The 15893-nt window shown below is 40.4% G+C and carries 15 protein-coding genes; 3 read left to right on the top strand and 12 right to left on the bottom strand.

Annotated features, from left to right (window positions below; genetic code table 11):
- Window position 1 precedes the first annotated feature (1 nt).
- The 9 genes from AC3CIA_RS01110 to AC3CIA_RS01070 all read right to left on the bottom strand — a co-directional run bounded on the left by AC3CIA_RS01110 (window position 2) and on the right by AC3CIA_RS01070 (window position 9369).
- Entirely contained in the window at window positions 2-1207 is a 1206-nt protein-coding gene (locus AC3CIA_RS01110; protein WP_488518394.1) for a glycosyltransferase, read from the bottom strand.
- Window positions 1194-2150: a polysialyltransferase family glycosyltransferase gene (locus tag AC3CIA_RS01105; RefSeq protein ID WP_488518393.1), complete on the bottom strand. Its 957-nt coding sequence runs from the start codon at window positions 2148-2150 to the stop codon at window positions 1194-1196. The genes AC3CIA_RS01110 and AC3CIA_RS01105 overlap by 14 nt, the downstream gene beginning before the upstream one ends.
- Entirely contained in the window at window positions 2150-3400 is a 1251-nt protein-coding gene (locus tag AC3CIA_RS01100) for a lipopolysaccharide biosynthesis protein (protein WP_488518392.1), read from the bottom strand. The genes AC3CIA_RS01105 and AC3CIA_RS01100 overlap by 1 nt, the downstream gene beginning before the upstream one ends.
- Window positions 3401-3423: 23 nt before the next feature.
- Window positions 3424-4533 (bottom strand): polysaccharide pyruvyl transferase family protein, encoded by a 1110-nt coding sequence (locus AC3CIA_RS01095; RefSeq protein ID WP_488518391.1) that lies wholly within the window; start codon window positions 4531-4533, stop codon window positions 3424-3426.
- Window positions 4533-5651 (bottom strand): UDP-N-acetylglucosamine 2-epimerase, encoded by a 1119-nt coding sequence (neuC, locus tag AC3CIA_RS01090; protein WP_488518390.1) that lies wholly within the window; start codon window positions 5649-5651, stop codon window positions 4533-4535. Before neuC ends, AC3CIA_RS01095 begins: the two co-directional genes overlap by 1 nt.
- 5 nt (window positions 5652-5656) lie before the next feature.
- A complete protein-coding gene (locus AC3CIA_RS01085) occupies window positions 5657-6700 on the bottom strand; it encodes an N-acetylneuraminate synthase family protein (RefSeq protein ID WP_488518389.1) in 1044 nt (347 codons plus the stop codon).
- A complete protein-coding gene (locus AC3CIA_RS01080) occupies window positions 6697-7458 on the bottom strand; it encodes an acylneuraminate cytidylyltransferase family protein (RefSeq protein WP_488518388.1) in 762 nt (253 codons plus the stop codon). Before AC3CIA_RS01080 ends, AC3CIA_RS01085 begins: the two co-directional genes overlap by 4 nt.
- A gap of 282 nt (window positions 7459-7740) precedes the next feature.
- Window positions 7741-8061, bottom strand: coding sequence for a hypothetical protein (locus AC3CIA_RS01075; protein WP_479299481.1), 321 nt, complete (start codon window positions 8059-8061; stop codon window positions 7741-7743).
- Between the two features lie 186 nt (window positions 8062-8247).
- Window positions 8248-9369 (bottom strand): helix-turn-helix domain-containing protein, encoded by a 1122-nt coding sequence (locus AC3CIA_RS01070; RefSeq protein ID WP_488518387.1) that lies wholly within the window; start codon window positions 9367-9369, stop codon window positions 8248-8250.
- Between the two features lie 286 nt (window positions 9370-9655).
- Between AC3CIA_RS01070 and AC3CIA_RS01065 the strand changes: the two genes are divergently transcribed.
- From AC3CIA_RS01065 to AC3CIA_RS01055, 3 genes are all read left to right on the top strand, one after another.
- Window positions 9656-10129, top strand: coding sequence for a hypothetical protein (locus tag AC3CIA_RS01065; protein WP_488518386.1), 474 nt, complete (start codon window positions 9656-9658; stop codon window positions 10127-10129).
- Entirely contained in the window at window positions 10081-10668 is a 588-nt protein-coding gene (locus AC3CIA_RS01060) for an N-acetylmuramoyl-L-alanine amidase (RefSeq protein ID WP_488518385.1), read from the top strand. Before AC3CIA_RS01065 ends, AC3CIA_RS01060 begins: the two co-directional genes overlap by 49 nt.
- A gap of 323 nt (window positions 10669-10991) precedes the next feature.
- Window positions 10992-11327, top strand: a complete 336-nt coding sequence (locus tag AC3CIA_RS01055; RefSeq protein WP_004733275.1) for a hypothetical protein — start codon at window positions 10992-10994, stop codon at window positions 11325-11327.
- Window positions 11328-11747: 420 nt separating this feature from the next.
- Here the strand turns inward: AC3CIA_RS01055 and AC3CIA_RS01050 are convergent, their stop codons facing one another.
- From AC3CIA_RS01050 to AC3CIA_RS01040, 3 genes are all read right to left on the bottom strand, one after another.
- Complete coding sequence (locus AC3CIA_RS01050) at window positions 11748-13919, bottom strand: polysaccharide biosynthesis tyrosine autokinase (RefSeq protein WP_488518384.1); 2172 nt, start codon at window positions 13917-13919, stop codon at window positions 11748-11750.
- Between the two features lie 170 nt (window positions 13920-14089).
- Entirely contained in the window at window positions 14090-14530 is a 441-nt protein-coding gene (locus AC3CIA_RS01045; protein WP_102449500.1) for a low molecular weight protein-tyrosine-phosphatase, read from the bottom strand.
- 219 nt (window positions 14531-14749) lie between these two features.
- Window positions 14750-15883: a polysaccharide export protein gene (locus AC3CIA_RS01040; RefSeq protein WP_488518383.1), complete on the bottom strand. Its 1134-nt coding sequence runs from the start codon at window positions 15881-15883 to the stop codon at window positions 14750-14752.
- Window positions 15884-15893: the final 10 nt, after the last annotated feature.

The following is a 15893-nucleotide window of genomic DNA, read 5'->3' as shown; positions in this document are numbered from 1 at the left end:
TCTAACCCTCTCCCTTTGATTTGATCAAAATACACATATCAATATAACGTTCAATCATGGAAGATGATGTAAGATTCTTTTCAAAGCCTAACTTTGCATTTTCAGCATCATAACGCCTTTTATCGTTGTCATCCAAATACTCCTTAATAGCTGAAACCGCACTTGATATGACATCATTATCATTATTCGCCTCGATTAATACACCTGAAGTCATTTCAATTAGCTCACGAGCCCCTCCAGCATTTGTTAATATTACTGGGCATCCTCGAGACGTAGCTTCAACAGCCGCCATAGGGAAGCCTTCCTTTTTACTCAACAATACAAATAAATCACCAAACTTAAAATTATTATATGGTTTATCGTAATATCCGTAGAATTTTATTTTATCTTCCAAGCCATACTTATTCCTAGATAAAATAAGCTTATTGATATCAGGCCCACTTCCATAAACATGTAATTTAATGTCATATTCTTTAAAATGACGCATTATGGGGATTAGTAAATATTGTCTCTTTCTAGAGCAAAGTGTTCCAGAAACATGGAGTGAGACGCTATTACTAAAATCACATTCAACCTCTTTTTCTGAAGAAAACCCGTTATAAATAACTGATATTTTATTTTCAGATATAAATGGGTATTGTTCTAAAACTCTAGATTTAGCCAGAGTAGACAGCACCATCAAATGAGATATTTCTACTAAAATCGATTCTAGTTCCAATGACAATTTATTATAGTACTTCGAATCATTCAAAGGCTTAAAAACCTCTTTTATAAAACCAGCTAATTCGCCATCTGAGTGATTAACATAACAACATTTGCCAAGAAATCCTTTATAATAACGGCTTATCGTAAGTATTGACCACAAATCATTAACTAGAATAACGTCGGCGCCTTCTAGAATAGATTTATTCCTATCAATTACCTCTCGAGCTCTTTTTAGGTATAAAAACTCAACGTATTGTCTTGAGAAAAACTGATAATTCTCAGCCAATTTCCACCAAGATGTCCTAACTTTACCTCTCGCGATCTTGAGAATCGACTTTCTTCTGGTTGCATCACTTTTAATTTTGACACCACCGTCAAGTGATATCGTTTTGTATTCAATATTACGACTTGACCATTTACACTCTTCATGAAGAGTCTGTAACACTGTTCCTATTCCAGTTTGAGCATTCACATTCCCAGAATATAGATTAATAACCTTCATTACTTATAACACCCACTTTTGACAACAGTATTCTCTGTTTTTTACTAAAATATAAGTTTTTCACTGGAATATCTAACCTAAAGGCTAAAACATTAAAAACCTCTGACAAAGAAATCAAAGATGTTGAGTAAAACGAACTAATCGCGACTATGTCATCTTCTAAAAAAAACAGTTCTTCCATTGAACCATCAAAATCAACTAGTTCTTCTTCAATATTTAGCCCTTTAGGGCATTCCAAGGGATGAGGCTTATATACAAAATCCCAGCCTTTGCGTTTACAAATATCTCTAACTAGGTTGATTGAATCTAGATAATCACTTTTCTTTACAGTCCCCAATGTGATAAGTGGCTGGCCGATAAAAACCATCGTTCTATTTTTCAATTTTTTATTATAAGCACCTTTATAAATCGAGTTGCTTGATTTATAAAGAACTTTTTTAAGTGCCTTTGTATAAGCGTGATTTATACTTAGATCTTTGCTATTGTGTAGATAGAATTCTTCGTAAGGAATAACCTTTGATATAAGTCTCTCACCAAAGTACTTGATTAAAAGTGTTAAAAACGAAATATCTCTACCTGCCCTCTTAAAATTAAAATACATACTTTTAAAAGACGGATAGGAACTAAGACCATCATTGATAGTTACAAGATTAATCCTAGTGTGTTTAACCTTAAAGTGGTATTTGGGGAAATTAATTGAAACAACGCTAATATTTAATCTAGCATGAGTTTTCAAGCAATCTAAGATATCATTATGACCATTTAAAGGTAAAACACTACAATTATATAGCTTCAGAAGAGCTTGATATTTATGAAACCTTTCAATTGCTTCACCTGAAACAAAGATAATATTTTCTTTAGTACCTACCCTTTCAGAGTAAGCTAAAAAGGATAGTAAGTGTAAAGGGGTTTTTAAATCAACACCAATGTTTATATTTTCCATTAAAATTTAACTCTCAGTATCCAATTGATTGAACATTCCTTATTTACAAAATAGAGGGTCACACACAGTTGTATCAATTTCGACAACATAAACGCTACAGCAGCACCGTGTATTCCATAATTGCCAACCAATGAAAACAACAATACAACATTAATCGTTCCACTGATTACTGAACTATAAGATAGATATTTTGTTTTTTTGTAGAATAGAAACAAGTTTGATATAAATAGTGACGAGGACGAAAGTATTTGCCCCAAAAATATAAAAACAATAAAGTCTTTAGCCGGGTAATAGTTTTCATTAGAAAATAAACTGACCATGTATGGGGATAATACCCAAGAAAACAACATTGACACACTCAAAAAAGATACTAGTGATAAATATAGCTTCCTTACAAAAACTTTATTATTCTTCGATAGGTTGGAAAATAATACGGGTAGAATAGCCTTATTTAAACTAGTAAAAAAAACGCTAACAATAAGACCAAGTTGCACAGCCAGCATATAGATACCAACATCAGCCATACCCAGATATTTATTTATAACAATCCTATCAACCGAGTTTAGAACTAGATTAAATATTACATGGGGTACTATGGGTATTCCAAAATTAAGCACTTCAGTAATCTTTGATTTGGTAATACCATTATACGAAACTAAGTTATCTTTTACTAATGACCAATAACAGAACATTGCTACTATTATAGTTGATATAGCAATCCCTATAACTCTAGAATCCACACCACTTAAAATTATATATAGAAAAATAAGACTAATGCCAAAGTTGAGTAAAGTCCGGAAAAGCTGTGTTATTCCATATTTAGCTGCATTTTCTTTAACTTGCCACATACCTAGTCTAATTAATATAAAGAAATTAAAAAGAGAGCAAACAATCGAAACATATAACCAAACAGGAGGTATATTGAATAAGGCCACAATATACTTCTCTAAGATAAAAGCCAAAAAACAAAATATTATAAAAGATACCAATAATATGAATATTGCACTACCAATATAACTTTTTATCTCTCTACTCGTTGTTTCAAAATACTTTCTTTCAACTGCAGCATTCACATTAAAGCCAAGAATAGCATTAAAAAAAAGAATTAAGAGTTGGAACATAGCAACCATCCCAAACTCTTGAGGAGTCAAAACATCGGTCAGAATCGGGATAAAAACAAAAGGAACTGCTGAAGATAATATATTTGTTGAAAGATATATTGATGAGTTACCTATTAGCCTTGAAATCAACTTTAATCCTTAATAATAAAACGTTAACCAAGAAAATATTTACGATAAAAATTCATAGTAGATTCTTTTATTTCATAAAGCTTTTGTTTATTGACAGTAACTCTTGAAATATCCATATTGACTATTTTGTCAGAAAACCCAGGTTCGATGTACAAGCTTGATTCTTCGTCCGTCAACTGGTTATGTATATATTCAATTCTTTTAAGAGGAGAAAGGCCAATTGTTGGCACGCCAAACTTCAATGAACAAACGTTGCAGTGATATCGAGAGCCAATATTAACTTTGCTATGTTTATAGATATTAAATATATACTCGGTTCCAGTATCACCTTGCATATAAGAGGAGACTATCATTTTATTTCTAACTATATCTTGTGGTAAATAATTAATAAACTCTGAAATTGCTTGAATATCACTATATATATGAGGCACTAATACCAACTTATAATTGTGTTTTTTTACTACATATTCAACTACCTTTGCTAATTCTTTATAATACCATATTTTATCTTTTAACATTCGCCCTTCATTAAACATAGCAACTTGATCATTTGTTATGTTAATACAAAAGTAGTCTTCATTAATAAAGGGAGGAAGATCACTTTCAGTGTCATAAAAAAAACCATGATCTGCTATCATGGCTATTTCATTATACTGAATATTGGGGAAATCTTTCTTTAATGAGTCATGTGACCCATCGTTTCTTAATGCTATAGAAATATTATCTTTTTCTAATGCGAATTTAATGAAAGATTCAAACTTTTCATAGTTTTCTTTAGGTACTTCTTTGTGTGGATTAGAGCCGATACTAGTAAATAATACCCTTGAACTTATCTTATTCAATATATCATTAGATATATCAAATGTAGTTCCATTCGAACTTCCAGGAACCCAATAATCTAAGAAACCTCCCCCTCCAACAACTACAAAATCAAAACGATTAGCATAGTCGACAAAACCCTCATCAAAGAATATTTTATCATCTCCCACGTAGTTTTTATATGCCCGGCGAATTTCAAGCCTCTCGATTTCAAATTTAATGCCAATATTATTTAGTATATATTCAAAGCCGGAATGACTTGCATTATCACCAACGTTACCGTTAAACGAAGCTATATGAAGTAGTTTAATCATTATATATCCATAAATTTTTTTTGTTTATTTACATTCCAAGTACATTCACTTTCAATTGCATTAATAAATAACTCATCACTTTTACCATATCCAAATTCCTGAGTTTTTCCAAAGCTACAATTGGCAACCTTGGCGACGGCTTCAAGTATCAATTGTGCGTTCTCATCAATATTCATGATTGACTTTGCATCTGATCGATTATTTTGGCGCGAACCCAAATTAATAGTCGGTTTACCATAGAATGGGACTTCTCGAATTCCGGCACTTGAATTACCAATCATAAAATCAGCATGTTTAAGCAATGTTAAAAAACACTCAAAACGTATACTTGGAAATATTCTAAATCTAGAATTACCTTGAAGCCTAGAAAGTTCATTAATGATAATGTCTGAACCATGATCATTATTTGGATAAATAACTACATAATTTTTTTTACTTGCAATAATACCGCTAACCGTTTCTGAAATATGCTGTGATAGCTTATTAATTTCAGTCGTTACTGGGTGATACATAAATACAGCATAGTCATCAAAGTCAATTTCATAACGCAGCTTTACTTCTTTAAGCGATGGTAGAGTACCTGAATTCATAATATCTAAGTCAGGAGAACCTATTACAAAAATACTGGATTCGGATTCACCGAGTTGAATCAATCTAGTTTTGGCTATATCGTTAGAAACAAAATGTAAATGCGACATCTTTGATACTGAATGTCGTATAAGTTCATCGATTGTTCCTGACACCTCCCCGCCTTCAATATGCGCTACCAAAATATTGTTTAACGCACCAACAATTGCACCAGCCATAGCTTCAACACGGTCTCCGTGTACAACAATCATGTCAGGTGCTAACTCTTTGACATAGTCAGATAAACCTTGAATTGTTTTTGATAAGATCACATCCATTGAGTCGTGACCATTTTGGTTTATATACTTGAATAGTGATTTAAAGTCGGCCTTCTCAACCTCACTAGCTGTCATCCCATACTTTGCAATCATATGCATTCCAGTGATAAATATATGAGCTTCGAAATCAGCATGTAGCTCGACTTTGGCAATCAAGCTTTTTAACTTACCAAAGTCGGCACGAGTACCCGTCAAAAACAATATCTTCTTCATATAAGTTAACCAATATGCTCTTTCTTTAATTGAACGTCAGCAGGAATTTCTTGAGTCGCTAATTTCCCGATTAGAGATTCATAGTCTTCAGCTAAAAAGTCACCAGTGCCAGGTCTTTTAACCCATAGATTATCGTGAGTTAGGGTTTCACCTTCACTAATATCAGCAATAGTAACTACACTTGCATATGCAAAATCAATAGTTACTTGCTCTTCTTTAGCTGCTTCTTTATTACCGCCTCTCATTTTCGCCATACGCGCTGATTGTTCAATTAACTCAGCGCACTCTTTTGCATCCATAGAGCAGCAAATATCAGGGCCAGGACGTTTCTTGCTATCAGTAAAGTGTCGTTCTAACACAGAGGCACCAGCAGCAACAGCACCTAAACATGCAAGGTTATCAACACTATGATCTGACAAACCAACAACAGCGTCAGGAAATGCGTGTTGTAATTGCTCCATTGCCCCAATACGAATTAGATGCTCTGGAGTGGGGTATAAGTTGGTCGTATGTAATAGGCAGAAAGGTGTTTGGTGTTTACGAAAAATATTAACCGACTTTTCTATCGAAGGAATATCATTCATACCCGTACTCAGAATAATCGGCTTACCGAAACTTGCGATTAAGTCTAACAACGGATAATTATTACATTCACCAGAGCCAATCTTATAAGCAGGCACATTCATTCGCTCTAAACGAAGAGCCGCTGCACGTGAAAAAGGAGTACTAATAAAGATTGCCCCTTTTGATTCAACATATTCCTTTAACTTCGTTTCATCAGCTTCATTGAGGGAACAACGCTCCATGATCTCATAGATCGAAACATCCGCGTTACCAGGAATGACTTTCTTTGCTTCGCCACTCATTTCATCTTCTACCACGTGAGTTTGGTGTTTGATCACCTCAGCTCCACCTTCAATAGCAGCGTCTACCATTTCAAATGCTACTTTCAGAGAACCTTCGTGGTTGATGCCAATCTCAGCTATAACTAGTGGGTCGTAGTCCAGACCAATTTTTCGACCAGACACTTCAAATACAGGGTTTGTCATTTACTTAATTCCTTCAATCTTTTTTCTACAAGTTTCAAGTCTTCGATGGTGTCGATATCAGCTGAGTTTGCTTCAGACATCATATATGGAAAAGCATTGGTTCTTGGGAAATGGTTTATTTTCTTAAATTCGGCAACGGAAAATGCATAAATAGCTCCGTTAGGTTGAAATGCTTTAGGTAAGTCTTGCCTACGCTCATAAGGTGCTTCATTACTATAAAGCCCGCTAATTGACCCGTCACCTGATTGGATATACGATTTAATTGGAGTATGGGTAGGCTCAAAAACACTAATGACAAGGGATGCATTACGTTCGTCATATAGACTCAAGGCCTCATACAAGTGAGTACAAGTACGTAATGGGGACGTTGGCTGCAATAGAACCATGTGTTCAAATAGTTCTTGCCGTTCTGTTAGCCACTCAATTGCGTGTGAAATAACATCTATACTGCTTGCTGTATCATTGGCTAGATGCTCTGGTCTTTGTATTACTTTAGCGCCAAATTGCTCGCTTATTTCTGCAATCTCTGCGTCATCCGTAGAAACGTATACTTCACTTACTAACCCACACTTTTGTGCAGCAGTGATAGTCAAACCAATTAATGGAGTACCATTGATCGGCAATACATTTTTACGCGGTAGCCCTTTGGAGCCACCTCGGGCTGTAACTAGCCCAACAAACTTTTTATTCATAATGCCACAAGTTGATTTAGCTGATATATTCATCTCACAGATTTTGTGCTTTTCGAAACTTTTCATTCACTTTGAGACAACCCCTTATAAAACCCAGATTTTACTCTCTTTCTTAAAATCGCCCCAATAGGCCACCAAAAACAGCCTTTCTATAGCTTTTTTGACTTACTAGCCATTCACATTTGGGCACGCTACCGCCCTTAGGTTTGGCTCCTACAGGCAATGAATCACAATTTATCACTGTGTTTCAGGTTTATGCGTTTTTCATACGGTTTTAATTTGCTGCGTATTCTAGCAAATCAAGTGCATATTGACCAGTTTGCAATTTACCTCATTTTGACAAGTGCCTCACAAAGCATTGACCCAGCGAGAGCATTGTACGTCTTGTAGATACTGAGTCCCTATGTGGTACCTGTTTTCTTGTGCTGCGTCGCAGTAGCGTTTCTCTATATCAATGAAAATATTGCCGTTGCGGTACAGCGACACAAAGCTTGGGTTGTTGTTTACCGCTAATAACGCTTTAATTTCTGTGCGTGTTAGCCCTTGCGGGTAGTGGTTAACCAGCAATTTCAAGAACTCGCCAATGCGCCCTTCTACTCGCGCTATCTCTTTTTCTAAAATGGTGACTTTTTCTTCCGTTGTCAGTTTTTTTAGGCTGGTATCGTCCATTTGCCCTCTCCCTCATTCTACTTTTGTCTCTTGACGTTTTTTGTCTGTATTCGCGTTTGGTCTGCCTTCGCCTTTGGTTCTCCTAAGCTTTTGGTTTCCCTGAGCCTTTTCCTTTCTAAGCTCTTGGTTTTCAATAGCTTTGGGCTGTGTGAACAAGCGTTTAGTCTGTGAATAATCGAATTGTCACTACTTAGAATCCGTGCCGGGCGATTTGGATTGAACTAGGGCCTTGATACGCGCTTCAAACGGGTTCGTGGTGCTTTTGCTTTTGGCTTTGTAGTCCGCGAGGGCCTGAGAGACAGGTGTGGGTTGTTGAGATTTGCTTTCAGCGTGATTACTTTTGATTGGCTGCGCTTGGTTTGAAGCTGTTGTGGGCGCATCTGCCTTTATCGATCCTACGGCTTTTCTTGATCTAGCTTTCTTTGAGGGTTTCACCGCTTGTGTTTGCTTAACCGCTTTGGCTTGTTTAGCCGCTCTTGTTTGCTTAAAGACTGGCGATGAGTCTCGCTTCGCCTTGGCTTGGGCGCTTCTTCTTAGCCAGCCATTCACAAAATGGCCAATGTGCTCAAAGGGTTTGCGCTTATCGGGGTTGATGTACAGCCAGGCTTGCATGGCATGCAGTTCTTGCAGCACATCTAACTTGGGGTAGGTGCATTCTAATATTGTGGTGAACTCATGGTAAATCGGCGCGCTGCCTTCTTTGGTGAGCAGATGAATCACGGCTTCATTTTTGGTTTTAGATGTCGATAGCTCATGTTGTTCAGAACCGCTTGGGGGATCAAGAACAGCGGCGTCATCTGAGATGTCGTTTTTCAAGTTCAACTCTGTTTTATGTTCTTTATGAAAGATTATGTGTGCCGGACGATCACTCTCCGTGTTGGATCTTGAGTCACCCAGGGGAGTGTCTGAATGGTCTGTTTTCTTTGCGAGCTCTGTTTTCTGTGGATATTTCGACGAGGCTGGCGGTAAACCTGTTTGTTCTACATTAGTGTTCTCTTGATTCGCTTGGTCTAGATCGGCCTGCTGAATGTGGCTGTCGTTGGGTAGGCGCAGCTGATATATATTGCTGCGCTGGCGTCCTGAATCATCAAACCGCTTTATCCGCTTCACAAAGCCTTGTTTCTCGAGTTCGTTAACGTGTCGCTTAACGGTTCTTACCGACACTTCGCAATATTGTGCTAAGTAATTTAAGGATGGGAAACACACGCCGCGCGCGTCGGCGTTATCGGCCAATTTTAATAACACCAACTTACTTATCGGCGAGCCGGTTTTTAATGGGATGAAAGAAAGAATTAGAGAAACACACATGGTTAACGCTCCTTGTTAATTAGTCATTCGTATAGAAATCCATTGATATACAGAGCATTAACAACACTTTTTGGCGCTTTAGGGGCAAAACGCCCATGAGATAAGTTGTAAGAAAAGATGTTTGGTTAAACGCCTCGGATAGATATGCAACACCAGCCTTATTGATCTGTGATTTTTCGAAGCACTTCTCACTTTTCTGTGTCCCTTCATTTTCGCGCTATTCCCGCCAACCCCAATCAAGAATGTTGAAGTACATTGCCCTCCCCATGCAGCAATAAGGTGCTTAATGAAGGCGATAGTTTCTCTTTTTATTTCAGCGTACCAACCCGGAATGGCGAGCCTCGAGTGCCGTGCTAATTCCCTGAATCAATCACGCCAGCCGTTATTTTTTAGTGATAGTGATGTGTCTGGCCAAGTACTGAGCTATGAAGCCGGCGGTTATAAAGAAAGCCAAATGGACGGTTGTGATTTTAATGAGGATGAATGCGGTGACGTCCCCAGCTATGAGGATACTTGTTGGATGATCAGCCGAGCTCGGCGTAGGCAGCCTCTGGGTTATTACGTGATGTATTTACGTTATGTCAGTCACCACTCTGGCTATGCAAAAACCGTAGCAGCGAGTTTGCGACAACACATCGCACTGCACCCTGATTTAAAAGAATCGTTATCAACGTATTTAACCGCCTATTTACAACAACACGAGGATTTATTTTGTCAAACACTCCACCAGCAACTGACCGAGTTCCACACCAGCCGTTAGAAACGTCTGCTTTACAAGAGCCGACCTGTTTGCAAGAGCGAGCTAGCACGGAAGAGCGAAGTCCTTCGTTAGAGCCTTGTTTCTCACTCGCGCCCTATTCATTCAGTCTCGTTTCGGTTTTACTCCGTTTGCCTCATTGCCCGGCATTCTCATTTATTACGGTGCATTGCAGCGCCACGCCACCACAGCAAGATGTAGATGTAGCCGAGATTCGTCGATGGCATAAAAAGAAAGGCTGGCGTGATGTGGGGTATCACTTTGTTATTCGTCGTAATGGCGATGTCGAACTTGGCAGGCCGCTGTCGCAAACCGGCGCGCATGTGAAAGGCTACAACAAGGGCAATATTGGGATTTGTCTGGTCGGCGGCTGTAATGCCGAGCTGCAACCAGAAGATAACTTCACGCTTGCGCAGCGCAAGGCGTTGTTTGGTTTGATGGCTGCCTTGCAAGAGCAGTTTTTGATTTCAGATGAGAATGTTAAGGGGCATAAAGATTGGGGTGTGAATAAAGCGTGTCCTGTTTTGAAGATAAAAGCTTAAGAGTTTAAGGGCAGATGAGAGTAGCGAGATGCGAGTAAACGAAGAGCTTGAAGAGCGGATGCGGGTAAACGAGATGCGAAGAGCTAGAGGAGCAGATGCGGGATGCGGGTAGCGAGATGCGAAGAGCAGGAAGAGCAGTTGCGGGATTCGAGTGAACGAGATGCGAAGAGCAGGAAGAGCAGTTGCGGGATGCGGGTAGCGAGATTCGAAGAGCAGGAAGAGCAGTTGCGGGATGCGGGTAGCGGGTAGCGGGTAGCGGGTAGCGAGATTCGAAGAGATTAAGAGCGGGAGTGACGAGAACCATCAATAAACCAAGGAGCAGTATGACATTGTTCGGAAGAATATTCGGGAGCCAGTCTTCCATTAGCAAAGGGTTAGATGCACTCACCAACACAGGAGATGCGATGTTTTTTACTGATGAAGAAAAAGCGAAGCACAAGCTGGCACTGCTTAAAGCGTATGAACCTTTTAAGTTGGTACAGCGCTACATTGTGTTGTTGTTCACCATTCCTTATGTGGCACTGCATGTGATGGTGATTCTGGGTTGTATGCACGGTTACGATTGGAAACCATTAGGGGAAATGACCAATGAAGCGTTTGGCTATCCGGTGTTAGCGGCGATTGGATTGTATTTAACGGGTGGCGTGGTTAAGAAGTAGAAAAGCAGATGCGAGTAGTGCTTTTAGCTCCTCCCCTTTATCACGACTGTTACTTGGCAGAAAATTTCAATATAAGGGGAGGCTGGGAGGGGTTGGTTAGGCATCGCTAACAACCCCCTCTAACTCCCCCTTCTATTAACACCATCACTCACAATAGTCCGGTGTTCAAGGGGGAGAACCAAAAGCTAAGTCCTCGAATAATTTAAAGTGCAGATGCGAGTGGATAAATAATAGATACGAATGACGAGTAAACGAAATGCGAAGAGCTTAAAATAATAGATGCGGGTAGCGGGTAAACGAGTAACGAAGAGATGAAGAGTGGATTCGAGTGGCGCTTTTCGATACTCGATAACTCTCATCTCGTATCTGCCTTTCTGCTCTTCGTTTACCCGGTTACTCGAATCCCGTTACTGCTTTTAGTTATTTCTTGTCGCTCGAATAGGCGTAGTTGTAGTAGCCGTAGCCATACGAGCTTGATGCTTTCTTCTCGATGGCGTTGAAGATAACGCCTTTCACTTCGATGCCCGATTGTTCGAAACGGTTGCGAGCAACGTCGATCTCTTTAATGGTGTTTTGGCCGTAACGCGCCACCATTAATGTGGTACCCGCGAAAGCGCCCACAATGCTTGGGTCAGTTACCGCCAGTACTGGTGGAGTATCGACAATCACCAAGTCATACTCTTTTGATGCCCACTCCATTAGCTCTGCAAAGCGTGGGTGCATCAGCAACTCTGATGGGTTGGGTGGCACTTGGCCGCGAGTAATAATATGTAGGTTTTCTACTGGTGTTGCTTTTACTGATTGAGCGAACTCTTGCTTACTGCTTAATACATCAGAAAGGCCGTTGTCCCATTTCACACCGAAGCTTTGTTGTAGGTAGCCTTTACGCATATCCGCATCAATCAATAGCACCTTCTGGCCTGTTTTTGCGGCTACTGCAGCAAAGTTGGTCGAGATAAAAGATTTACCAATACCCGGCGCTGGGCCAGAGATCATCAAGACGTTATTTTTCGCTTCTAGCATCGCAAAGTGCAAGCTGGTACGAAGGCCACGCAGCGCTTCAACCGAAAGATCGGCAGGGTTCGATTCGGCAAGCAGTGCTTGCGTCCCCTTGGTTTGCTGCTTCTTCGATTTAAAGCGGTTAGTTAGCTCTATCTGCAAATCAGATTTTGGTACCGCTGCGTAAACCGGCAGGCCAATTTGTTCAATTTGATCTGGGCTTTCGACACCACGGTGGAACGCCGCTTTTACCAATACAAACGCCACACTTAGCATGCCACCTAATAGCGTTGCTAATACAACAATTAGAGGCTTCTTAGGTTTTACGGCACGAGCATACGCTTGCGCGTCATCTAAGATACGAACGTTACCGACCGTACCGGCTTTAATGATGCTTAGCTCTTGAACCTTGTTTAAAAGCTGGATGTAGATTTGTTGGTTTACTTCAACGTCACGTGTCATGCGCAGTACTTCACGCTGTGTTTTTGGCAGCTTTTGCACTTGCTTGTTTAGGCGCTCTCGCTCACCTAATAACGTTTTACGCTTATCAATCAGCGACTTATACGCTGGGTGATCTTTAGTAAAACGCTGGCTGATATCACTCTCTTTAAACGTCAGTTCATTCAATTGCGCTTCAAGCTCTACCATTACCTTTAAGGTTGATTGTGCTTCTAAACCCAAATCGATCGATTCATTCTTTTGGCGGTAATTGTTTAGTACGTCTTCATAGCCAGTTAACTCAGATTTAATACCCGGAAGGTGGCTTTCTAAGAAAGAGAGGCTCTTCTCTGCTTCTGCTGAGTTACGCTTCACGTTTTGTAAGAAGTAGATCTGGCTAATATGATTGAGGATTTCAGAGATCTGCTGTTTGTTTTCGCCTTCAAAGCTCAGCTTCAAAATGCCAGTCTGCTTGCCTTGCTCAGACAGAGACAACGATTTTTTCAACCATTCGATCGCTTCTAGTCGGCTACGTTGACTAATAGAGAATTCAAAATCGTTGTGTGATTCAAAACCTGCCACAAACAAGCTGTAGTCGTCGGCGGTTGCTAGCTCGCCCACTTTGCCTTGCAAGATAACGCGCTCATCATCGCGAACTAATTGGTAAGTACCCTGCTCGGCATCGAGAATTTGAATGGTGTGTGCGTAACCGCTCGCATAGCTTGGCAAAGTAAAGCGGCTCACTGCGATGTGGTTGATGTCGCCAGTTAAGCGAGCAAAGCCTTTGCCGACGATGGGTGCGTAGTTTGGAGAGGTTACGGTGGTTAAATTGAATTTATCAACCGTTTCGCCCAAGATCATACGAGATTTGATGATCTCCACTTCTGTCGTGGCAGAAGATTCTTGAGAGAACAACTCGCCCATGTCACCGACCATTGAAGAAATGCCGCCAGAGCTCTTCTCTTCAATTTGAATCAGGGCATCGGCTTTGTATATCGGCGTTGAAAGCAGAGCAAACGCAATACCAAACACAGCAAAAGCGAATGTGGTCAGCATGATTAGCCATTTAGCGTCCAGCAGAATGCCAAGCAGTTTTCCTAAATCTATCTCATCAGAATTATCTGTATGCGATTGCTGAGAGGGTTGTGTTGTCATTTGTTTGCTACTTCCTAAATTATTGCTATTTAAGAGACGATATATACGCTCCGCGTACTTCTCTTTTATATGATTCTATTGGTGGCTTAGCCACGCCTACATTTAGAGCATGACATTTAAAAAGCTGTCTATTTAAAACCTACTGCATCTAAAATCTACTGCATTTAAACCTACAGCTTTTTTGCCCACGCTTGTGCGGCTTCGTCAATCAGCTTATAAGCGTATTCAAAGGCTTCACGGCTTTGACGGTGTGGATCGGGGATGTCTTTTTGGCCAATCCACTGACCAAACAGCATGGTTTTACCACGTGCCTCTGGTGAGATTTGAGTGAGCGCTTCTAAATGGCCCTTCTCCATCACCAAGATCAAGTCATACTGAGCACAAAGCTGTGGCGTCACTTGTTGAGACTGATGGTTTTCAACATCGACCCCGTTTTCTGCAGCGATCAAAATCGCCGTGTCGTCTGCAGGCTTGCCAATTAAACGGCTTTTTTCAGCAGCGATGCCTGCAGAGGCTACCTCTTTGTTCGGAAGCAACTGTTGAAGAACGCGCTCTCCGGTCGGGGAACGACAAATGTTACCCACGCATACGACTAAAATTTTATTAAACATAATTCACTTATAACGTTAGTTTTTCGTAAACCGAGCGTATTTATAAACCTGATGCACTTATAAAACGAGTTTTTTGTAAGCCGAATGCATCGATAAACCGAGTGCATTTGTAAGCTAGACGTTCTTAATAAGATAGGTGTGCTTACAAACAGGATTTACTTTTAAATATAAAAAATCAGGTTACACGCAACATGTAACCTGATTATCAATCAGAGCTTATTACCAATTACGAACGCGCAACATGCCTTCGGTTAGGTCGTTGAAGCCAGAGATAGTCGGTACAAGCTGACCGATAACACGGTTCCAACGGCTGATTGGTGCAGCGGTAACGTAAACAATGTCGTAAGGTTTTAAATCAAACTCGGTACCAATCACTAAAGCTGATGCATCTTCCATATTTAGTTGGTAGATGTCCGCCATGCGTTCTGATTTGTCATCAGAAGTTCGGATCACAAACACACCCGTTGCATCTGCCGTCAGCTGGTTAATACCACCTACGTTGCTGAGTGCTTCGGTTAGGCTCATCCCAACGCGATCAATCTTGAGTAGTTGAGGATCGTTCACTTCACCCATCACGAACACTTTCTGATTATCGTTACGAGGTACGTGAACAATATCACCGGCTTGCAGTAAGCGGTTTTGCGTTAAGTCACCACGTTGCATTAAGCCATAAAGCGAAAGGTTCTCTTCCACGCCATTACGGGTTAATGAAACATTACGCCAATCAGCATCTTCAGATAAACCACCAGAACGGTTCACGGCATCCAGTAATGTAAGTGGGATATTAGTGATTGGCTGCTGGCCAGGGTTAGATACTTCGCCAGTAATATAAGTTTTCTTAGATCGGAAAGCCGCTACGTTTACATCAACTTGAGGGCTTTCGATGTACTTAGCTAAGCGACTGGCAATATCAGTACGCACTTCACGAACGGTTTTTCCTGCAACTTCGACTGTACCAATGTAAGGGTAGAAGATGGTGCCATCGGCATGTACCCAGTTACCCGCTTCGGTACTACTACGGTAAGAGCCCGCAGGAATGGTCAGTTCAGGATGGTCCCAAATGGTGATGTTTAGGATGTCACCCACACCCACTTGGTATTCATATTTTGCGATGTCTACGTCGAGTTCAGGGTTGGCTTGTGACACCGATAATGTACCCGTTTGGTAAGTCGATACTAGCTGTGCCGTCAGCGGATACACATTCACTACTTCAGAGATATCAGACTCTTGCTGTTCCTCAGAAGGCTGAATCACATTCTTACCACCGGTTGACAGGTGAGTACCTGGAGTCGTACACCCTACAAGCAATGCAGGTATAAGCGCGAAAAGGAGACGAGTTTTATTGATCTTCATGTTAACCAAG

Source organism: Vibrio sp. QJM3NY_27, assembly GCF_057785955.1.
The sequence above is the reverse complement of the archived record's forward strand: the minus strand, read 5'-3'. Positions and strand labels throughout refer to the sequence as shown.